This is a genomic window from Serratia marcescens subsp. marcescens ATCC 13880 (genome assembly GCF_017299535.1).
In the GTDB taxonomy this organism is placed as follows: Bacteria; Pseudomonadota; Gammaproteobacteria; order Enterobacterales; family Enterobacteriaceae; genus Serratia; species Serratia marcescens.
Genome location: NZ_CP071238.1, coordinates 1,509,765 through 1,530,007, shown reverse-complemented (window position 1 = coordinate 1,530,007; position 20,243 = coordinate 1,509,765). Strand labels below are relative to the sequence as shown.

Here is a 20,243-nt window from a genome sequence, read left to right as displayed (position 1 = left end):
TTAGCGCCCGCGCCCGCAGGGCTGAGCGGCCAGGAAGGCCGCCACGTCCTGCCGGTAGGCGTCGTATTGCACCGAGCGCGGGGCAAACAGGCCCACCACGTTGATCAGCCACGGATGGCGCGCGAACAGCGGCTTGACCATCACGTGATCGGCCTCGTCGATGCGCGTCACCGTCAGCAGCGAGGCCGGGATCGTTTGCCGATACACACGCTCGGTTTCGTCCGCGTCCACGTTGACGTCGCGCCCGCCCAGGATCAGGTGCACCGGCGTGGCGAAATGCCGCAATCCCGCCGTCGCGTCGCTGGCCATGTTGGCGCGGATAAAGCGCCAGCGGTCGGCGCTCAATGCGGCGGCGGCGCCATACTCGCGGCGGTACTCCGCGTAGCCGTCCGGTTGTTCGAGCAGCGTTTGGATATGGCGCCAATGCGCCTCGCGCGCCTGGATCTGCGCTTCATCATCCCCTGCGGCCGCCATCGCCGCCCGGGTGTTATAGCGCCCCTGTCGCAGCCAGTTGATCGCCGGCGCCAACGCCAGCGTGAAGGCGATGTCGGGGCGCAAACGCGCCACCTCCGGCATCACCCACCCCGCCTGGCTGGTTCCCCACAACCCCACGCAGCGCGCATCGAAGCGCCCGTCTCGCCGGACCCAGTCGATGATATCGGCGGTTTCCCGCGCGCGATCCGCCATGGTCTGATGCAGCCAGTTACCTCCGGAGCCGCCAACACCCGGCTTATCGAAGGATAAAACCGCATAGCCTTGCTGCGCCATCGCCTCCCAAATGCCGTAATAGCCTTCGTCGCGGCTGGCGTTGGCCGGCCCATCGCCGTGCACGAACACCACCACGCCGGGCTTGAACGGCGCATGCTCCGGCAGCACCAGCGTGCCGGTCAACCGATTGCCGCCGGCGGACACCGCGACCGGTTCGGTGACAAAGCGAAAGTCGTTGACGTAAATCACCCAGCCAAGCGCCGCCAAAACCAGCGCCACGAGGCACAGCCCTATTTTGCGCACGTCGTCTCCCCGTTGCGTTTCTCCATCAATATCCAATCGGCCTGGCCGAACAGCAGCCCCAGCAAGGCGTAATGCTCTTCGCGTCGCACCTGAAAGCCGCAGCGCCGGTACAGACGCTGCGCATCCACGTTGCGCCGGCTGACGTGCAGGCTCAGACGTCGGCCTGCGCCTTGTTCGGCGGCGTAGCCGTTCATCCACTGCAGCAGCCGCCTGCCCACCCCTTTGCCGCGCTGATTCTCCGCCACCGCCAGGTAAGAGAGATACAGCTCATCGGCCGCCGGGGCATGCTGCAACACCACCATTTGCAGATACATGCGCCAAACGTTCAGCCAGCCATAGCGGCGACACAGCCGCCAAATCGGCAATGCGCGCGGGCGCAACCCGCCGTCGCCCTCTGCCTCGGCCGCATTGAGGGCAAAAGCCGCCACCACCTGTTCATTCTGTTTCACCACGAAGCTGCGCTCCCGGCTGCCGCTTTGCCGCCAACGCCACAGCCGATAGAACAGACGCCACTGAAGGCGGGCGCTCAGACGGCGCGCGCGCTGGAATTTGTCGCTGAACGCGGCGTAGATCAACGCCGCCGTTTGCAGCCGGTCAGCGTCGCGATAAGGCTCAATGTGCAACATATCAACCTCGACTAGGGTTGGCGGTAGAGCAGTTGCTCCAACAGCCGCACCGGCGTGATCGCCTCCGGCGAAGGCGAGGCGAAGATCGCCTGCCGCCAGGCCTGGCTTTCGATCACGTCCAGCACCAGTTGCGCGAGCGGCAAGGGCGCTATCGCCGGCGCTATCTCGCCGATTTGCTGAGCTTCGGCGATCGTCGTCGCCAGCGCCTCAATCAACTGCCGCTGGTTGGCGCTGAACGGTTCGGCCAATGCCGGGTTACGCGCCACTTCAGCCACAATCTCCGCCGACAGTTGCACATTGTCCGGTTCGGCGACAAAAGCGTGATAGGCGGTGAAAAAGGCCGACAGCGCCTCTTTCGGCCGCTTTCTGTCGGCCAATAATCCGGCGGCGAACTCGGCGAATACACCGTTTTCCAGCAGCGCGATCTCGCCGATCAGCGCCTCCTTGCCGGAAAAATGGTTATAGAGGTTGCCCACGCTGACGCCCGCCGCCTGGGCGATATCCCGCATGCTGGTCTGGTGAAATCCCTTATGGGTAAAGCTGTGCAGCGCGGCCTCAACAATCTTTTCTCGGTTTCCCATCGTCAGTTCCCGAAACGGTGAAGGGGGCGCCTGGCGCCATAAATTGACATGAACGAACGTTCGTTCACATTAAGTTTAGCATAGACCGGTAAAATTGAACCGCAGCTCAACGGCGTGCGAATCGGCGGGAATATAAAAACGCCGCCCCGCTTTCAGGGGCGGCGTCCGGCAGACTCAGTGCAACGCGTCGCCTTGTTTCACCGACGTAAACGCCTGCATCAGCTTCACGACGTCATGCATGCCGATATTGACCTGGTTGATCACTTCTCCGGCATCGTGGGTCAATGCCACACCGCCGCCGGCCTGTTCCACGCAGGTCGCCATGCCGGCGATCGCCGCCGCCACGCCTTGCTGGATAGACTTGGTCATGCGTTCGATCTCGGTCGCCGCCTTGCGCGACTGCTCCGCCAGCGTGCGCACTTCATTGGCCACCACCGCAAAACCGCGCCCGTGCTCACCGGCGTGAGCGGCTTCGATGGAGGCGTTAATCGCCAGCAGGTTGGTTTGGGCGGCGATTTTACGAATGGCTTCGACGATGGTGCCGATCTGCTGAGAGCACTTGCCGAGCTCGGTGACCACGCCCGACGTTTCGCGCGCCGCCGCTTCGACCTGCTGCATGCCTTTCACCGCCTGCTGCACGATGACCGCGCCCTGCGCCGCTTGCCGATCGGTATCCAGCGACAGATGATGCGCGTTGCGCACCATCTCTTCTTCGTGCTGCTGCTGTTGCATTAGCCGGGTGATGTCCTGGGCAATCTTCACCACTTTCACCACCTGGCCTTCATTGTCGAGGATCGGGTTGTAACTGGCCTCCAGCCATACCCGTTCGCCGCGCCGGTTGACGCGCTCAAAACGCCCGGTGATGAACTCGCCGCGCGCCAGGCGCTGCCAATGCCGCCGATAATCGTCGGAAGCGGCGAACGCCGGCGGGCACAGCACCGCATGCGACTGCCCGCATGCCTCTTCCAGACGATAGCCCATCAGCGCCAGCATATTGTCGTTGGCGCTGACAATGGTGCCCTGCGGCGTGAAAGCGATCATCGCCATCGATCGATTCAGCGCCGCCAGCAGGCTGCGGTGTTCCTGCGCCTGGGTCACTCGCTCGGTCACTTCGCTGGCGATCTTGACGATTTCCACCACCTTACCCTGTTTATTCAGCACCGGCGCGTAGGTGCCCTGCAGCCACACCGCCTCGCCGTTTTTCGCGATGCGCTTTATCGTGTCCGTGATGGGCTGCCCCTTATTCAGCGTCTCCCAATGCTTGCGATATAACGGGCTGGCGACATAGTTCGGCTCGCAGAAAATACGGTGATGCCGGCCAATCACGTCATCGCGTTGAAATCCCAGCGTGTTGAGGAAGAGATCGTTGACGCGCAAGACCGTGCCGTCGGGCGAGAATACGATCATGGGAACGGCGTGTTCTATCGCGCCCAGTTCGGCGCCTTTGTGGGTAGTTAACTGACTGAATCGTAACAGCATAAGGTGTAGTCCTTGTGGCAGATGATGGCGCTTTTCTTATTTTGTCTGGCCACATGCCGCGCCCACACGCAGACGTGCCATCGCGGAAGGAACGGGCAGCGCCGAACCTTCTGGTTATTGCTATTAACCGGATTAAATTTATTTATTCAGTAAAGTAATTATTCGAATTTAAATAAACCAACAACCTAAGATTTTTATTATTAAATGCGTAATGAGAATAACGTAAGTAATGAAAATTGAAAGGTAAAATGCGGATTTTTATCGGCGCCGGCAGGATAACCGGCGCCGGGAAGATTAACGCCAGCGTTCGGCTGCCCAGGCGGCCTGTTGCTCTGCGTCGTGGAAGGTCCAGGCGACGAAGCGGCTGATCTTCTGCCCTTGCGCCATCTCGATGGTGCGCACCTCGGCCGCGCCCGCCACCTTCAGCGCATGATAAATGGCCGGCAACGTGGTATTTTTCGAGATTAGCGAGGTGAACCACAGGCAGTTGTTGGCCTTGCCGACGCTCTCCTCCACCATCTTGCGCACAAAGGCTTCTTCGCCGCCTTCGCACCACAGCTCATTGTTCTTGCCGCCGAAGTTTTGCACCGGCTTGGCGGCCACTTCCCCTTTGCCCAGTTTATGCAGCTTGCGGCGGGTGCTGGCGCGCGCTTCCTGCTCGGACGCATGGAACGGCGGGTTGCACAGGGTGGCGTCGAATTTCTCGGCCACGCCGATAATGCCGTTAAAAATCAGCTCAGGCTGTTTTTGCAGCCGCAGGCGCACGCTGTTGCGCAGCGTCGGGTTCATCTCGACGATCATCTTGGCCGAGTTGAGCGACACCGGATCGATTTCGGAGCCGGTGAAACGCCAACCGTATTCGCGCAGGCCGACGATCGGGTAAATGCAGTTGGCGCCGACGCCGACGTCGAGGATCGCCACGCCCTTGCCGCGCGGGATCTCGCCGCCGTTGCTGGTCGCCAGCAGATCCGCCAGGTGATGCAGATAGTCGGCGCGGCCGGGGATCGGCGGGCACAGATAATCAGCCGGAATATCCCAGTGTTCGATGCCGTAAAAGTGTTGCAGCAACGCACGGTTGAGCATTTTCACCGCCGCCGGATCGGCGAAGTCCACCGAGACATCGCCCCAGGCGTTCGGTTTTACGAACGGCGCCAGCGCCGGGCAGCTGGCGATCAGCGCCGGGAAGTCGTAGCGCGAACGATGACGGTTGCGCGGATGCAAGCCGCTTTTCTGCTGCGGGAAGGTTTTCTTTTTTTCCACCGTGACGGGCTCTCTTGAAGGGATTTCCGGCGCGTAAGATAACACATCCGGCCCGCAATGGCGCAGCGGCGGGAAACCCGGCACAATGAAAGCTTCATCGATTGCCGCAGGATCCCCCATGAACCGTGAATCTCGTTATTATTATGAACCCGCCGCCGGCCACGGCCTGCCGCACGATCCGCTGAACGCCATCGTCGGCCCGCGCCCCATCGGCTGGATCTCTTCCCGCAGCGCCGCCGGCTTGCGTAATCTGGCGCCCTACAGCTTTTTCAACTGCTTCAACTATCGCCCGCCCATCATCGGTTTCGCCAGCACCGGCTGGAAAGACAGCGTGGCGAATATCGTGGAAACCGGTGAGTTCGTTTGGAACCTGGCGACACGCCCGCTGGCGGAAGCGATGAACCACAGTTCCATCCCCCTGCCGCGCGGCGAGGATGAATTCGCCTTCGCCGGCGTCACGCCGCTGCCCGGGCGCCGGGTCAAAGCCGAGCGCGTGGCCGAAAGCCCGGTGAACTTCGAATGCCGGCTGACCCAGTGCATTCAGCTGCAAACCGCCGCCGGGGAACAGGTGGAGACCTGGCTGATATTGGGCGAAGTGGTGGCGGTGCACCTCGATCCGGCGCTGCTGGACGAACACGGCGTCTACCAGACCGCCGCTGCCGAACCTATCCTGCGCGCCGGCGGCCCAACCGCCTACTACGGCATTTCCGAACAGCACCGTTTCGATCTGGCGCGCCCGACGCGCTGATCGTCTCCCCCTGTTTATGCAGAAGATGAACGGGGGAATTAATAATCAAAAAATCTGAACAAAACTGTCAACACTCTCCGATTTCATCCCGCCTGTCACTGCGCAATAATCTTCCCATCGAAAGGCAAACCCCTTTCTCCCTAATTCACTTTGACAGGAATGACGAACATGAAAACCATCAAAACTTTTGCTGCCGCTATCGCCCTGGCCACCGCTTCTTTCACTACTTTTGCCGCTGAACACGTCAGCGCCCAGGATGCCGCCCAATTCGAAAAAGCCGGCGTGATCGTCGCCAGCGGCGCAACCGACCTGAGCAGCCTGAAGTCTCAGCTGGCCGCCAAAGCCGATGCCGCAGGCGCCAAGGCTTTCACCATCACCTCTACCAGCGGCAATAACCTGATGCACGCGACCGCGGTTATCTACAAATAATCGCCGCCCCAGACGTCAAAAAGCCCGCCGGATATCACCCCGGCGGGCTTTTTTTATGTTCGCGTACGTCAGCGCTGAATGGGTACGACAGCGAGTTTTTTGCCGTCCGCATTATCACCACCCCACGCGTCAACGACCCGGGAAATACCGTCGCAAACAGGCAGAAACCCTGTATTCAATGGGGTTTGCGGGGTGCTTGCACACACATTTTTTTACCTGCCCATGGCTGGACTAACGGAAGAGGATGATTATCATGTTACGCAGACTACAGATGCAGAGAGCGTTGTATGCAACATATCATTGAAGGTTTCCTCAGTTTCCAGAAAGAGATTTTCCCACAGCGTAAGGAACTGTTTCGCAGCCTTGCCTCCAGCCAAAATCCTAAAGCGCTTTTCATCTCCTGTTCTGACAGCCGTCTGGTTCCCGAGCTGGTGACGCAGCAAGAACCTGGGCAACTGTTCGTTATCCGCAACGCCGGCAACATCGTTCCTTCCTTTGGCCCGGAGCCGGGTGGGGTTTCTGCGACCATCGAGTACGCAGTGGTGGCATTGGGTGTTACTGATATCGTGATTTGTGGCCACTCGAACTGTGGCGCCATGAAGGCTATCGCGTCCTGCCAGTGCCTCGACCCCATGCCTGCGGTAGCTCACTGGCTGCACTATGCGGATGCGGCCAAAGCGGTGGTCGAGAAGAAAACCTGGAATAGCGAAACAGACAAAGTTAACGCTATGGTGGAAGAGAACGTTATTGCTCAGCTAAATAATATCAAAACCCATCCTTCTGTGGCGGTGGGTCTGCGCAACAGCGGGCTGCGCCTGCACGGCTGGGTGTACGACATCGAAAGCGGCGAAATTCGCACGCTGGATAGAAACACCAAGAGCTTCGTGTCTCTGGCCGATAATCCCGACGTCTATTTCGAATAAAATAACGCCCGGTTTTTATCATTAAATAAAATCCACGCCGCGGCGTGGATTTTATTGTCAGCCTTAAGGCAAGCGCGCCTCTATCGCCGCAGCGAAGTCGCGGCACATCCGCTCGTCACCCTCGGCGTTGTCCGCCAATACCGTCTCGCCATCCACCACCCGGATGTGCGCCTGCAAATCGAAATCCGCCGGCGGCTGCGGGCGCTTGGCCGCGGCGGCCATCGTCTGCTGCGCCTCATGCCACGCCTGCGCCACCGTCTGGTTGCAGGCCTGCGCCAGATAGTCCGGATTAAACCCTTCGCCAGTCAGGCTGCGCAGCGTGTCGTCATGGCTGACACTGTTGCCCGGCAACCAGTAGTGTTGCGCCAGATCCGGGCCAATGGCCGGGTTGTCCGTCAGATAACCGTCGCGCTGCAGGAAGAAGTGGCGGGTTTGTTCCACCGCCATCATCGCCAGCAGGTAGCCCTGATAAGAACAGGCGGACTCCAGCGACAGCAGATGCGGGATCGCCAGCGTCGGGCGTGGGCTGCCGCTGATGCCGAGGATCTTCTGCTCAACCTCGCGCGCCAGCGCGGTGATGGCTTCCGGCGTGCGCTGCCCGTCATCCCACTGATACAGCGCCCACTCGAAGTACGGCACCAGCAGGATATGGCGTTCGTTGAACGCCCGCATCGGCTGGCGCGCCGCGATGCCGGCTTCGATCAGTGCATCGGGCACCGCCTCACCGGCGGCGTTTTTCGCATAGCGTTTCAGCCAATCGGCGTCGTCCAGCAGGCTGTCGCAGAACATCGACTGGGTTTCGGCATAGGCCATCGAAGTCGGCGGGAACTCCTGCGAAAAGCACGGCGCATTCTGGCGAATGTTGGCGAAATGCGCCGCATGGCCGCCTTCGTGGAACAGCGTGTTAAGCCCGTAAGCCCCGCTGCCCACCTGCCCCGGCTGCGCCAGACTGGTGAAGTTGATGCGCGCCGGCACCCATTCCCCCTGGCGTACAAACGGCGGCACCGGGCCGTGCATGAAGCCGTTCTCATACTTGCCTTTGCGCACCAGCAGATCGAGGTTCATCTCCGCGCCGCCAAAACCGATGTGCAGGCGTTTGAAGCTGTCGACCCAGCGTTCCAGCGAACGGGAAAACGGGAAATAAGGATCCAGTTGGCGGGTGACGTCGCCGGCGCTGGCGAAGCGGACGTTCCATGGCTCCAGCGCCTGGCTGCCCTTCTCAGCCGCCAGCTGTTGCAGACTGCGCGCGTTGGCCTCGCGGGTTTCCCGCTCGAAGCGATCCAGAATGGCGAACAGCTGCTCCGGCGTCATGCGCTCGGTCTTGTTCACCTTGTAGTCGAAATAGTTACGATAGCCCATCTGGCGCGCAAAGCGGTTGCGCAGGCCGATCAGCTCCGGCAGGCCGTTATGCAGCAGCCATTGCTCCAGATCGCGCAGCGCCTGCTGCGAGCTGCGGCGGTAGTCTTCGTTCGGGTTGGTCGCCTGGTTGGTCAACAGCTCGCCGAGCGAAGCCGCCACGCGCCGGCCGTCGGCATTCAGATGGGTGACCTGATAGCCCTTGCGGCGCGAGTAGAGATCGGATTCGGCGTGGATGATCTGATCCAACAGCGCCTGCGCCTGCGGATCTTCAATGGCGTTACAGTCGAAGAAACGCAGCCAGCCTTGCAGGCCGTGGATCAGCGCATCGCGCTGCGCCTCCTGCGGCAGCGTTTCCAATCCGGCCAGCAGAGTGCGGATCTCGGCCAGCCGGCGCGGTTCGGCGATAAAGCGCTTATAGGCGCTTTCCGCGGCGGAAAAGCGCGCCGACACGCCTTCATCGCCGGTGCCCATGTAGTTTTGCCAGAACAGCTCTTCTTTGGCGCGGTGAACGTCGAGGTAATCCTGGTTCAATTGATTGAAGTAATCGAGAGCCTGTTGCATAACCGTCCTTCTCAGCCGATGAGGAAATATCCCAGTATAGTCGCGCTCAGGCCTGATGCAGGCGTTTCAGCCCCTGCTCCAGCGTCTCGCTCTCGCCGGCGGCCACCAGGCAACAGGCGACCTGCCGCTGGATGGCCTGCGGGATCGCCACCTCGCCCGCCAGGCAGCGCTCGGTCCAGCGCGCGGTGGTTGCCGCGTCTTTCGCCGCCGGCAACGCCGGCGTTTCATCCTGCAAGGTGCGCTCCAGCAATATGCGCTGTTCGCCGCCGACGATATGGTGAATCTGCGGGCAGCGCAGCGGATTGGCGTAGGCTTCGCCTTCGGTGCCGTGCATCAACAACCCGCGGGCGCCGATCTGACGGAAAAACGACGCCACTCGGCCGACATACTCCGGGTGTGAGACGCTGGCGAGACGCAGCGCATCCTGTTCGCCGAACGGCGTCGCCAGCTTGGCCAACGTATGGGCGCTGTTGCGCACCCCCATGCGCCAACGCAGCCCGAGCTGCCGCGCCAGCGGCGCCGACAGCGCGGAAACCGGCATGAATACCGCCTCGCCGTTATCGAGACGCTGTTGGGCGTGAGCGGCCTGTTCCGACCACGGCAGCCCAAGCGCGCGGAAAATCTCGGCGCTGGTCACGCGGGTGCTGTCGTCCAGCACGCCGTGCACCACCACCGGCAGGCCCACTTTCGCGAGCAGCAGCGCCAGCAGCGGCGTCAGATTGGCCTGCTTGCGCGCGCCGTTATAGCTCGGCAGCACCACCGGCAATGGCCGCCCCTGCGGCGCCTGCAGCGGCAAGACCTGCTGCTGCATCGCCTGATAGAACCCCAGCATCTCCTCTTCGGCTTCGCCCTTGATGCGCAGCGCGATCAGAATGCCGCCCAGCTCCAGCTCGGGGACCTCCCCGGCCAGCATCGCCTGATACAGCTCAAAGGCGGTCTGTCGATCCAGATCGCGCGCATGGTTTTTGCCGCGGCCTATTTCTTTGATAATTTTGGTGTAATCCATCCGAAGGTTCCCTCAGCTCACTCTTCGGTTAGCATACCCTATCCGCGCCGCCGCTCAACCTCCGCCGCCAGTCGCCGCTGCGCTTCATCGCCATCGCGCAGCCCGGCGATCACCCCGCCGGCATCCTCGGCGCTGCGGTTTTGGCTCATTTTCCATTTGCCTTCGCGCCGGGTGATGGCGATCTCGATACCGACGATGCCCTTAAGCTGTGCGGCGATGTAGTTGGCCGGCGCATCCTCGATCCGCCAGGGTTCAGGACGCCGCCCTTCCTGCTGCGCGGTGAGATCGATCAGTTGGCGGCGCAGCCAGGCCGGGTCGTCCGTCACCGTCGGCACGCCATGCAACTGCACCACGCTGTAGTTCCAGGTCGGCACCACCTTGCCGGTCTGGCGCTTGCTCGGGTACCAGCTGGGCGACACATAGCCCTCCTGGCCCTGAAAAATCACCAGACATTCCGCCGCCTGTCGCAACCGTCGCCAGTGCTCGTTGGCGCGCGACAGGTGCGCCCGCAGCCGGATCTGCCCCTGTTCGACATCGGCCAGAAACGGCAGCGGATCGGCCGTCAATCCCTGCTCGCCGTGGCTGACCAACAGCCCCAGCGGGTGGGCGCGCACCAACGCCAGTTGGGCATCCAGATCGTCTTCGCGAAATGCGGCGGGTTGAAACATCAGTGTGGCTCCTTATCGCTCTCTCATGATGTCGACAGTAAAGCACCCGCCGGCGGCCTACTTAAGATCCGCTTTCTGAGTATTTCGAGTGATCCGGTTTAACAAGATCAGGGCGACACCCATCGCCACCAAATTACAGAGCATCGCGCCGGCAAAGGCCTGCGCATAGCGTTCCGCCGCGCCGCCGCTCGCCAACAGCGGCACAAAACCGACGCCGCTGACCACGATGCCCAGCGCGCCCCCCACCTGCTGCACGGTGGCCACCAGACCCGCCGCCATGCCCGCCTGCCGCTCCGGCGCCAAACCGAGCACCAGATTCAGCAGCGGCGTCATGCTCAGCGCCTGGCCGAATCCCAGCACGACCAACCCCGGCAGCAGCCGCAACGGATGCGCCAGCGCCCCGCCCCACAGCGCCTGCGCCATCAATAGCGCCAACCCGGCGGCGTAAATCGCCACGCCCGCGCTCAGCACGCCGTTGCCCCAACGCAACGTCAGCCGGGGCGCCAGCATCGAGGCCAGCATAAAGGCCGCGCTGGCCGGGGCGAACAGGCTGCCCGCCTGAAAAGGCGTCAGCCCCGCCCCCGCCTGCAGCAGCAGCGCGAAGCACAAGAAAAACGAGGAGGCGGTGGCATAAATCGCCAGCACCACCGCCATGCCCGGCGCGAAGCCCGCCTGGCGGAACAGCGCCGGATCGAGCACCGCATCATCACCGCGCTGCGCCAGGCGGCGCTCCCAACGCAGGAAGCCCCACAGCGTCAGCAACGCCAATGCCAACATCGGCGCGATCCACCACGGCCAACCGCGCGCCGGGCCTTCCAGCAACGGCAGCAGCAACAGCGACAGGCCGGCCGCCGCCAGCCACAGGCCAACGCCGTCCAGCCGCTGCGCCTGCGCCACTCGCGATTCGGGAATGCGCCGCGCCGCCCACAGCGCCAGCGCGCCGATAGGCAAATTGATCAAAAAGATCATGCGCCAGCCGCTGCCGAACAGGTTGGCCTCGATGATAAATCCGCCGAGGATCTGGCCGAAGATTGCCGCCAACCCCAGCGTCATGCCCAGCCAGGCGAAGGCGCGCCGCCGCTGTTGCGGCGCGTACAGCACCCGCATCAAGGCGTAAATTTGCGGGAACAACAGCGCCGCCGCCGCCCCCTGCAGGATACGCGCGGCGATCAACAGGCTGAGCGATCCCGCCAGCCCGCACAACAGGGAGCTCAGCGTGAATCCCAGCATGCCGAGGCTGAACAGACGCCGACGCCCGAAGCGATCGCCCAGACGCCCACCGGCGATCAACAGCACCCCAAACGCCAGTTCATAACCGGCGACGATCAAACCGATACCGGCGAAATCGGCGGCGAACTGTTGCTGGATCACCGGCGCCGCCACGTTGACCACAAACAGATCGAACACCGTGACGAAGCCGCCTAACAACAGCACCGGCAGACCGGGCAATCCCCGCCGTTCAACAGATAATGAATGTTCCATACCACCTCCAGAGATTATGATGGCCGCAGTATGGAATAGAGTTTAAACTGTTACTATATAGCCATTTATACTATTACTGACAGCAACAGGACGGCCGACATGCCCCCACGCACCCTCGAACGCACCCGCCACGAACTGGGGGATTTTCTGCGGCAAAAGCGAGAACAACTGTCGCCAGAGTCAGTCGGCTTGCCGAGCGGCAGCCGCCGCCGCACGCCGGGCTTGCGGCGCGAGGAGGTGGCGGCGCTGGCCGGCGTCGGCCTCACCTGGTACACCTGGCTGGAGCAAGGCAGGGAAATCAATGCGTCGGTGACGTTTTTGGAAAATCTGGCGAGGGTGCTGCAGCTCGACGCCGCCGGCCGCTACCACCTGTTTTTATTGGCGCATCAGCGCCCGCCGGTGCCGGTCGGCCATCAGTGGTGCCAGGTTTCGCCGTTGGTGCGGCGCCTGCTGGACGATCTGACGCTGCGGCCGGCCTACGTCATGAACCTCAGTTGGGACATCATCGCCTGGAATCCGGCGGCGCAGCGGCTGTTCGCCATCGGCGAGCGCCCGGCGCAAGAGCGCAACATGTTGTGGATGCTGTTTGCCGATCCGCAGCTCAATGCGCGCCTGCTGGAGTGGCGGGCGCAGGCGCCGCAAATCCTGGCCAGCTTCCGCCGCGACTACGCCCGCGCGCCGGAGGATGAGGTGATGCGCCAACGGGTACAGGCGCTGGAGCAGGTATCGCCGCAGTTCCGCCAGCTCTGGCGGCAGCATGATATTCACGGACGTTGCCAGGGGCGGCGCAGCTTCACCATCCCGGAGATCGGCCCGGTCACCTTTGACCACGCCTCTTTCATCGTCGACGAAGAGAACCACCTGCGGCTGGTGATGTACAGCGCGCTGCCGGACGAACCGGCCAGCGCGGCGTTTGAAGCGCTGCTGCGCGAAGATTAACGACGGCTGTCGAAAATGAGTTTGCAGGCCAGCCCGGCGAACACGCCGCTCAGCAGATAGTTCGGCCAACGGGCGCTGAAGCGACGGCCGACGAAACGGCTTTTCATGCCGCTGACCGCCAGGATCACCCCGCCGTTAATCAGCAAGCCGACCAGATTCAGCACCGTCGCCAGCGCCAGCATCTGCACCACCACCGAGCCGGCGCGCGGATCGATAAACTGCGGGAACAGCGCCAACACGAACAGCGCCATCTTCGGGTTGAGGATGTTGGTCAGCAATCTCTGACGGAAAATGCGCGCCGTCGGCACCGCCTGCAACCCGGCGGAAGCCTGCAGACTGCTGCCGGATCGCAGCGTTTTCCACGCCAGATAGAGCAGATAGGCCGCGCCCAACATTCTCACCGCATCGTAAGCCAGCGGCACCGCGACGAACAATTGCGACAGCCCCAGCGCCGCCGCCAGCGCGTGGCAGTAAGTGCCGAGCTGAATGCCCGCCAGCGAAGCGAAACCGGCGCGCCGCCCCTGGCTGACGCTGCGCGAAGCGATCAGCAGCATATCCGGGCCGGGGGTCAGCGCCAGCGCCACGCAGGCGCCGGAAAACAACAACAGCGTTGCGGCATCAACCATGAATCACCTGATAAGAAGACAGACGGGAATGGAGCGTCCATCATAGCGACGCCGACGTGGCTTGTCAGCGCCGCTCGCGTCAGATCACCCACAAATCGAGATACTCGTTGACCGGCATCTGCGCCAGCCGCTGCCGGTCCAGCGACACCTCGAGAATGCGCTGCTGCTGCAGGGCCGGGAACTGGCGCGCCAGGTTGGTTTTGAACTTCTCGATCAGCAGCGGGATGCCCGCTTCACGCCGCCGCGCATGGCCGATAGGGTACTCCACCGCCACCTCATCCAGACGGCTGCCGTCGGCGAACTCCACCGTCAGCGCATTGGCGATCGAGCGTTTTTCCGGATCGTGATAATCGCGCGTGAAGGCGGGATCTTCATGGCAATGTATCTTGCTACGCAATGCGTCGATGCGCGGATCTTCGGCCACCCGGTCCTCGTAATCCGCCGCCGTCAGCCGGCCGAACAGCAGCGGGATCGCCACCATATACTGAATGCAGTGATCGCGATCCGCCGGGTTATCCAGCGGCCCTTGCTTGTCGATAATGCGCAGGCAGGCCTCATGGGTGCGGATGCTCACCCTGGCGATATCGGCGGCGGTTTTGCCGGCGGCCTGCATCTGGCGGTGCAGCGTCATAGCCGCCTCCACGGCGGTCTGGGCATGGAACTCCGCCGGGAACGAAATTTTAAACAGCACGTTCTCCATCACGTACGCGCCGTACGGCCGCTGGAAGCGGAAAGGTTTGCCGTCGAACGAGACGTCGTAGAATCCCCAGGTCGGCGCCGTCAGCGCCGAGGGATAGCCCATCTCGCCGGTGGCGGCCATCAGCGCCAGCCGCACCGCGCGGGCGGTCGCATCCCCCGCCGCCCAGGATTTGCGGGTGCCGGCGTTCGGCGCATGGCGATAAGTACGCAGCGATTGCCCGTCCACCCACGCCAGCGACACCGCGTTCAGGATCGCCTCGCGGCTCAGGCCGAGCAGCTGCGCCACCACCGCGGTGGACGCCACCTTCACCAGCAGCACGTGATCCAGCCCCACCCGGTTGAAGGCGTTTTCCAGCGCCAGGCAGCCTTGGATCTCATGCGCCTTGATCATGGCGATCAGCACCTGCCGCATGGTCAGCGGCGCTTTGCCCGCCGCCACCGCCTGGCGCGAGAGCCAGTCGGCCACCGCCAGGATCCCGCCCAGGTTGTCCGACGGGTGGCCCCACTCCGCCGCCAGCCAGGTGTCGTTGAAGTCGAGCCAGCGGATCATGGCGCCGATATTGAACGCCGCCTGCACCGGATCCAGCTGGAAACGGGTGCCCGGCACCCGGCTGCCGTTCAGCACCTCGGCGCCCGGCACCACCGGGCCCATCAGTTTCTTGCAGGCGGGGTAGCTCAGCGCCTCCAGCCCGCAGCCGAGGGTATCGAGCAGGCAATAGTGAGCGGTGCGGTACGCCGCCGGGGTATCGACGGCCTCTTTCATTACATAATCGACGATATCGACCATTTCGCGATCGAACGGCGGACGGCCGGTGTTGGCAGACTCAAGCATCATGATTCCCAAAGGCTCCATAGTGAAAACGACACGATAACGATCGGCGCTCAGCGCTGATCCAGCGGCACGAACGCCCGCGCTTCCGGCCCGGTATAGTTGGCGGACGGGCGAATGATTTTGTTGTCCTGCCGTTGCTCGATGATGTGCGCCGACCAGCCGCTCACCCGCGCCATGACGAACAGCGGCGTGAACATTTCGGTGGGCACCCCCAGCTGGTGGTAAGACACCGCCGAGAACCAGTCGAGGTTGGGGAACATGTTTTTGGTGTCGCGCATCACGCTTTCCAGCCGGTCGGCGATGTCATACAGCTTCATCGCGCCCGCGTCCTGCGACAGGCGCAGCGCGATCTCTTTGATCACCTGATGGCGCGGATCGGAGACGGTGTACACCGGGTGCCCGAAGCCGATCACCACCTCTTTGTTATCGATGCGGCGGCGAATGTCGGCTTCCGCTTCGTCCGGCGTTTCATAGCGTTGCTGGATCTCCAGCGATACCTCGTTGGCGCCGCCGTGCTTCGGCCCGCGCAGCGCGCCAATGGCGCCGACGATCGCCGAATAGACGTCGGATCCGGTGCCGGCGATCACCCGGCCGGCGAAGGTCGAGGCGTTGAACTCATGCTCGGCGTACAGGATCAGCGACGCATGCATGGCCTGTTCCCAGCTGGCAGAAGGCGCTGCGCCGTGCAGCAGGTGCAGGAAGTGGCCGCCGATGGAATCGTCGTCGGTCTCAGGCTGAATGCGCTCGCCGTTGTGGCTGTAGTGATACCAGTAGAGCAGCATCGATCCCAACGACGCCAGCAGCCGATCGGCGATGTCGCGCGCGCCGGCCGCGCCGTGCTGCTCTTTTTCCGGCAGCGTGCAGCCGAGGGCCGAAACGCCGGTGCGCATCACGTCCATCGGGTGAGACGCCGCCGGCAGCGCCTCCAGCACCGTGCGCACGCTGGCGGGCAGGCCGCGCAGCGCTTTGAGACGGTGTTTATAGGCCTGCAGCTCGTCGCGGTTGGGCAACTTGCCGTGGATCAGCAGATGGGCGACCTCTTCAAACTCGCAGTGGCGCGCGAGATCGAGAATGTCGTAACCGCGGTAGTGCAGATCGTTGCCGCTGCGCCCTACGGAACACAGCGCGGTATTCCCGGCGGGCACGCCGGATAACGCCACGGATTTTTTCGGCTTAACGCCAGTCGGGCTTTGCGGGGGGATCGCTTGGCTCATACTGTCCTCATTTGGCTTCTGCGTGAATGGCGCTTATTCGTCGCGCTGGCGAGCGAACAAAGCGTCGAGTTTCTCTTCGAACAAATAGTAGTTGATGCTTTCGTACAGCTCGTTGCGGGTCTGCATGGTGTCGATGACGCTTTTCTGCGTGCCCTCCTCGCGCAGGGCGCGGTACACCCGCTCCGCCGCCCGGTTCATCGCCCGAAAGGCCGACAGCGGATACAGCGCCATATCCACCCGAGCGCTGCGCAGCTCGTCGGTGGTGAACAGCGGCGTCGCGCCGAATTCGGTGATGTTGGCAAGGATCGGCACCTGCGTCGCTTCGGCGAAACGGCGGTACATGCCCAGTTCGGTGATCGCTTCCGGGAACAGCATGTCGGCCCCGGCCGCCACGTAAGCCTGAGCGCGCTCGATGGCCGCCTCCAGCCCCTCCACCGCCAGCGCGTCAGTGCGCGCCATGATCACGAAGTCCGGATCGCTGCGCGCATCCACCGCCGCCTTGATGCGATCCACCATCTCTTCGGTGGAAACGATGGCCTTATTGGGCCGATGGCCGCAGCGCTTGGCGCCGACCTGATCTTCGATATGCAGCGCCGCCGCCCCGGCCTTACTCACCGAGCGCACCGTGCGGGCGACGTTGAACGCCGATGCGCCGAAACCGCTGTCGACATCCACCAGCAGCGGCAGCGGGCAGACATCGGTGATGCGGCGAATATCGGTCAACACATCGTCCAGCGTCGAAATGCCCAGGTCCGGCAGCCCCAGCGAACCGGCCGCCACGCCGCCGCCGGAAAGATAGATGGCCTGGAACCCCGCACGCTGAGCCAGCAGGGCATGGTTGGCGTTGATCGCGCCGGCGATTTGCAGGGGTTTTTCTTTACTCAGGGCCTGACGAAAGGCGAGCCCGGGTGAGCGCAGCGTCATGACGTTCTCTCCGATTAGCTAGATGGAACAGACAGAGCAAGGGGCGGGCCAGGTTGCACTTTGGCGAGGAAAAAATTAAAAGCGATAAAAATAAGTGAGTTATAAAATTCGCGTCGCCATTGGGCAGACCAAGCGATAAAAAACGTTTCAGTTAACGTTTCAATCGCGGTTTCAATCGGCATATTTGAAACATGATTGAAACAAGGCTACACCTAATGCAGCCACTTCCATTCGGTAACCCACCATGAGCGATCACATCACGCCATCCCGCACGCCGGACAAACCGGTGATCTGGACCGTCTCCATCACCCGCCTGTCCGAACTGTTCCGGGACATCAGCCTCGAGTTCGACCACCTGGCGGCCATCACCCCGATCCGCCTCGGCTTTGAGGAGGCGGTGCAGCATATCCGCGCTCGCCTGGCGACCGAGCCTTGCGACGCCATCATCGCCGCCGGCTCCAACGGCGCCTACCTGAAAAGCCGCCTGTCGGTGCCGGTCATTTTGGTCAAACCCGGCGGCTTCGACCTGCTGCAGGCGCTGAGCCAGGCGCGCAGAACCGCCGATCGGATCGGCGTCATCACCTACAAAACGCCCCTGCCCGCGCTGCTGGAGTTCCAGCAAACCTTCGATCTGCCGCTGGAGCAGCGCAGTTACGTCACCGAAGAGGACGCGCGCGGCCAGATCGCCGAGCTGAAAGCCGCCGGCATTCAGGCGGTGGTCGGCGCCGGCCTCATCAGCGATCTGGCGGAAGAGGCCGGGCTCACCGCCATTTTTCTCTATTCCGCCGCCACCCTGCGCGCCGCCTTCAGCGACGCACTGGACGTGACGCGCCTGATGCTGGGCGGCGGCAAACGCGGCGGCGATTACGCCGCGCGCAATACCCTGCAGCCGCGCTATGGGCTGAGCGATTTACAGGGCGATTCCCCGCAGATGGAACAGACGCGACGCACCATCATGCTGTACGCCCGATCGCCGGCGGCGGTGTTGATCGAAGGCGAAACCGGCACCGGCAAAGAGCTGGCGGCGCAGGCGATCCACCGCGAATACTTTTCCCGGCGCGGCGCGACGCCGCCGTTCGTCGCCATCAACTGCGGCGCCATCGCCGAATCGCTGCTGGAGGCGGAGCTGTTCGGCTATGAGGAAGGCGCCTTCACCGGCTCACGACGCGGCGGCCGACGCGGGCTGTTGGAAACCGCCAACGGCGGCACCCTGTTTCTGGACGAGATCGGCGAAATGCCGCTGCACCTGCAAACCCGGCTGCTGCGGGCGCTGGAAGAAAAAACCATCACCCGGGTGGGCGGGCAACAGCCGGTAAAGGTCGACTTTCGCGTCATCAGCGCCACCCACACCCGCCTGGAGCAGGCGATTCAACAGGGCGATTTTCGCGCCGATCTGTTTTACCGTCTGAGCGCCCTGCGGCTGCAGCTGCCGCCGTTGCGGGCGCGCGGCAACGATATTGAGATGCTGGCGGAACACTTTCTGAAACAGTCGCTGGCGGCGCTCGACGTGCCGCTGACGGAGCCGCTGCGCGCCGCCCTGGCCGGGTGTTACACCGCACTCAGTCATTACGCCTGGCCCGGCAACCTGCGCGAGCTGCGCAACATGATGGAACGGGTGGCGCTGATGCTGAGTACCGGCGCTGCGCCGAGCGGCGAGAGCCTGCAGTGGCTGCTGCCGGAGCTGGCGGTGGCACCGCCGCCCGAGACGCCGGCGGCGCCCGTCTCCGCCCACGAAGCCCTGGCGCGGTGCGGGGGCGACCACGCCGCCGCCGCCCGGTTGCTCGGGATCAGCCGCACCACCTTATGGCGCCGGCTGAAAAAACCGAACTGAGCATCAGCCGGCGCGCCGGCCGTCCGAGGCCGGCAGCAGCCGCGCTCGCCGATCGCCCAGCAGGTTCATGCCCGCCGCCGCCAGCAGAATGATCGCTGCGCCCAGCAGCTGCCACACAGACAGCCGGTGGCCAAACGCCAGGCGATCCACCAGCATGGCGGCGATCGGATAGATGAACGACAACGAGCCGATCAGGTGGGTCGGCAGCCTCTGCAACGCGCCGTACATCAGCACGTACATCAGGCCGGTATGCAACACGCCGAGCGTCGCCAGCATCCCCCACTGGCCAACGCTGGCCGAAACGTGGAAATCCACCAGCGGCAGCAGCATCACCGCCCCCACCGCCACCTGGATCAGCGCAATAAGATGCGGCGGCGTGCCCTTCAGCCGCTTGGCCGCCAGCGCCATCAGGGCGTAGAAAAACGCCGCGCCGAGCGCCAGCGCGATGCCGGCCAGATAATGGCTCTGCTCCCCCGCCTGCCGCGGCTGCGCCAGCACCACCAGCATCATGCCGCCGAACGCCAGCCCCAGCCACAGCAGCTTGCGGGCGGTCAGCCGTTCCCCCAGAAACAGCGCCCCCAGCCCCACCAGCATAAACGGCTGGGTGTTGTACACCGCGGTGGCGATGGAGATAGACGCATAGGAATAGGCGGCGAACAGAAGCAGCCAGTTGATCACCAGCGCGACGCCGCCGGCGATCGCCAGCAGCAGCGTGGCGCGCGTCAGCGCATCGCGTCGCAGCTGCCCCAATACGCCGCACACCGCCAGCAGCACCAGCGCGCCTACCGCGCAGCGCCAAAACACCACGTTGATAACCGGCTGGCCGGACATCAACACAAACCAGCCGATAGAGCCGGAAATCAACATCGCCGCCGCCATCTCCAGCGATCCGCGTTTTATCTCTGCATTCATTCTGCGTTCCTCGAAGCTTGCCCAGAGACATAGCTTGCGGCTTCGCAGGGCGGCTTTCCATAGCATAAAAAAGGCAAATATGCTTAACTGCCTTTTTCTCGCAGCTATAATAAATAAAATACCTAACGGAGGC

Annotated in this window: 19 protein-coding genes; 5 read left to right on the top strand and 14 right to left on the bottom strand. The window is 63.1% G+C overall.

Features of this window, described 5'->3' with window-relative positions:
• From J0F90_RS07295 to rlmF, 5 genes are all read right to left on the bottom strand, one after another.
• Positions 1 to 1,011 carry an alpha/beta hydrolase family protein gene (locus J0F90_RS07295; protein WP_033640928.1) on the bottom strand — a complete coding sequence of 337 codons (1,011 nt, stop codon included), beginning with the start codon at positions 1,009 to 1,011 and terminating at the stop codon, positions 1 to 3.
• A complete protein-coding gene (locus tag J0F90_RS07290) occupies positions 999 to 1,637 on the bottom strand; it encodes a GNAT family N-acetyltransferase (protein WP_033640929.1) in 639 nt (212 codons plus the stop codon). The genes J0F90_RS07295 and J0F90_RS07290 overlap by 13 nt, the downstream gene beginning before the upstream one ends.
• Before the next feature lie 11 nt (positions 1,638 to 1,648).
• Positions 1,649 to 2,218: a TetR/AcrR family transcriptional regulator gene (locus tag J0F90_RS07285; protein ID WP_033640930.1), complete on the bottom strand. Its 570-nt coding sequence runs from the start codon at positions 2,216 to 2,218 to the stop codon at positions 1,649 to 1,651.
• Between the two features lie 174 nt (positions 2,219 to 2,392).
• On the bottom strand, positions 2,393 to 3,697 hold the full coding sequence (locus J0F90_RS07280; RefSeq protein WP_033640931.1) for a methyl-accepting chemotaxis protein: 1,305 nt from the start codon (positions 3,695 to 3,697) through the stop codon (positions 2,393 to 2,395).
• Positions 3,698 to 3,991: 294 nt separating this feature from the next.
• Positions 3,992 to 4,957 (bottom strand): 23S rRNA (adenine(1618)-N(6))-methyltransferase RlmF, encoded by a 966-nt coding sequence (rlmF, locus tag J0F90_RS07275; protein ID WP_168156235.1) that lies wholly within the window; start codon positions 4,955 to 4,957, stop codon positions 3,992 to 3,994.
• A gap of 118 nt (positions 4,958 to 5,075) precedes the next feature.
• Between rlmF and J0F90_RS07270 the strand changes: the two genes are divergently transcribed.
• The 3 genes from J0F90_RS07270 to J0F90_RS07260 all read left to right on the top strand — a co-directional run bounded on the left by J0F90_RS07270 (position 5,076) and on the right by J0F90_RS07260 (position 7,057).
• Positions 5,076 to 5,705, top strand: coding sequence for a flavin reductase family protein (locus J0F90_RS07270; RefSeq protein ID WP_033640932.1), 630 nt, complete (start codon positions 5,076 to 5,078; stop codon positions 5,703 to 5,705).
• 168 nt (positions 5,706 to 5,873) lie between these two features.
• Positions 5,874 to 6,134 (top strand): multiple stress resistance protein BhsA, encoded by a 261-nt coding sequence (gene bhsA / locus J0F90_RS07265; protein WP_004939265.1) that lies wholly within the window; start codon positions 5,874 to 5,876, stop codon positions 6,132 to 6,134.
• A 287-nt stretch (positions 6,135 to 6,421) separates the two neighbouring features.
• Positions 6,422 to 7,057 (top strand): carbonic anhydrase, encoded by a 636-nt coding sequence (locus tag J0F90_RS07260; protein WP_004939270.1) that lies wholly within the window; start codon positions 6,422 to 6,424, stop codon positions 7,055 to 7,057.
• A 63-nt stretch (positions 7,058 to 7,120) separates the two neighbouring features.
• Here the strand turns inward: J0F90_RS07260 and J0F90_RS07255 are convergent, their stop codons facing one another.
• The 4 genes from J0F90_RS07255 to J0F90_RS07240 are packed head-to-tail and all read right to left on the bottom strand — an operon-like array spanning position 7,121 to position 12,133.
• Positions 7,121 to 8,977: a M3 family metallopeptidase gene (locus J0F90_RS07255; protein WP_033640933.1), complete on the bottom strand. Its 1,857-nt coding sequence runs from the start codon at positions 8,975 to 8,977 to the stop codon at positions 7,121 to 7,123.
• A gap of 46 nt (positions 8,978 to 9,023) precedes the next feature.
• Positions 9,024 to 9,983 (bottom strand): DNA-binding protein YbiB, encoded by a 960-nt coding sequence (gene ybiB, locus J0F90_RS07250; RefSeq protein WP_016928528.1) that lies wholly within the window; start codon positions 9,981 to 9,983, stop codon positions 9,024 to 9,026.
• A 38-nt stretch (positions 9,984 to 10,021) separates the two neighbouring features.
• A complete protein-coding gene (locus tag J0F90_RS07245) occupies positions 10,022 to 10,651 on the bottom strand; it encodes an FMN-binding negative transcriptional regulator (protein WP_033640934.1) in 630 nt (209 codons plus the stop codon).
• 57 nt (positions 10,652 to 10,708) lie between these two features.
• Positions 10,709 to 12,133 (bottom strand): MFS transporter, encoded by a 1,425-nt coding sequence (locus J0F90_RS07240; protein ID WP_033640935.1) that lies wholly within the window; start codon positions 12,131 to 12,133, stop codon positions 10,709 to 10,711.
• A 99-nt stretch (positions 12,134 to 12,232) separates the two neighbouring features.
• On the opposite strand from J0F90_RS07240, the gene J0F90_RS07235 reads away from it, so the two are divergent.
• The gene (locus tag J0F90_RS07235; RefSeq protein WP_033640936.1) at positions 12,233 to 13,072 is read left to right on the top strand and encodes a helix-turn-helix transcriptional regulator; all 840 of its coding nucleotides are present in this window, start codon (positions 12,233 to 12,235) and stop codon (positions 13,070 to 13,072) included.
• On the opposite strand, the gene J0F90_RS07230 is transcribed toward J0F90_RS07235, so the two are convergent.
• The 4 genes from J0F90_RS07230 to prpB all read right to left on the bottom strand — a co-directional run bounded on the left by J0F90_RS07230 (position 13,069) and on the right by prpB (position 17,367).
• Positions 13,069 to 13,698: a LysE family translocator gene (locus J0F90_RS07230; protein WP_033640937.1), complete on the bottom strand. Its 630-nt coding sequence runs from the start codon at positions 13,696 to 13,698 to the stop codon at positions 13,069 to 13,071. The genes J0F90_RS07235 and J0F90_RS07230 overlap by 4 nt on opposite strands.
• A 79-nt stretch (positions 13,699 to 13,777) precedes the next feature.
• Positions 13,778 to 15,229 (bottom strand): bifunctional 2-methylcitrate dehydratase/aconitate hydratase, encoded by a 1,452-nt coding sequence (locus J0F90_RS07225; protein ID WP_033641462.1) that lies wholly within the window; start codon positions 15,227 to 15,229, stop codon positions 13,778 to 13,780.
• 50 nt (positions 15,230 to 15,279) lie between these two features.
• Entirely contained in the window at positions 15,280 to 16,443 is a 1,164-nt protein-coding gene (gene prpC / locus J0F90_RS07220) for a bifunctional 2-methylcitrate synthase/citrate synthase (protein WP_016928534.1), read from the bottom strand.
• A 33-nt stretch (positions 16,444 to 16,476) separates the two neighbouring features.
• Entirely contained in the window at positions 16,477 to 17,367 is an 891-nt protein-coding gene (prpB, locus tag J0F90_RS07215) for a methylisocitrate lyase (protein ID WP_016928535.1), read from the bottom strand.
• Positions 17,368 to 17,611: 244 nt separating this feature from the next.
• Between prpB and prpR the strand changes: the two genes are divergently transcribed.
• Entirely contained in the window at positions 17,612 to 19,198 is a 1,587-nt protein-coding gene (prpR, locus tag J0F90_RS07210; RefSeq protein ID WP_033640938.1) for a propionate catabolism operon regulatory protein PrpR, read from the top strand.
• 3 nt (positions 19,199 to 19,201) lie between these two features.
• Here the strand turns inward: prpR and J0F90_RS07205 are convergent, their stop codons facing one another.
• Positions 19,202 to 20,110, bottom strand: coding sequence for a DMT family transporter (locus tag J0F90_RS07205; RefSeq protein WP_033640939.1), 909 nt, complete (start codon positions 20,108 to 20,110; stop codon positions 19,202 to 19,204).
• Positions 20,111 to 20,243: the final 133 nt, after the last annotated feature.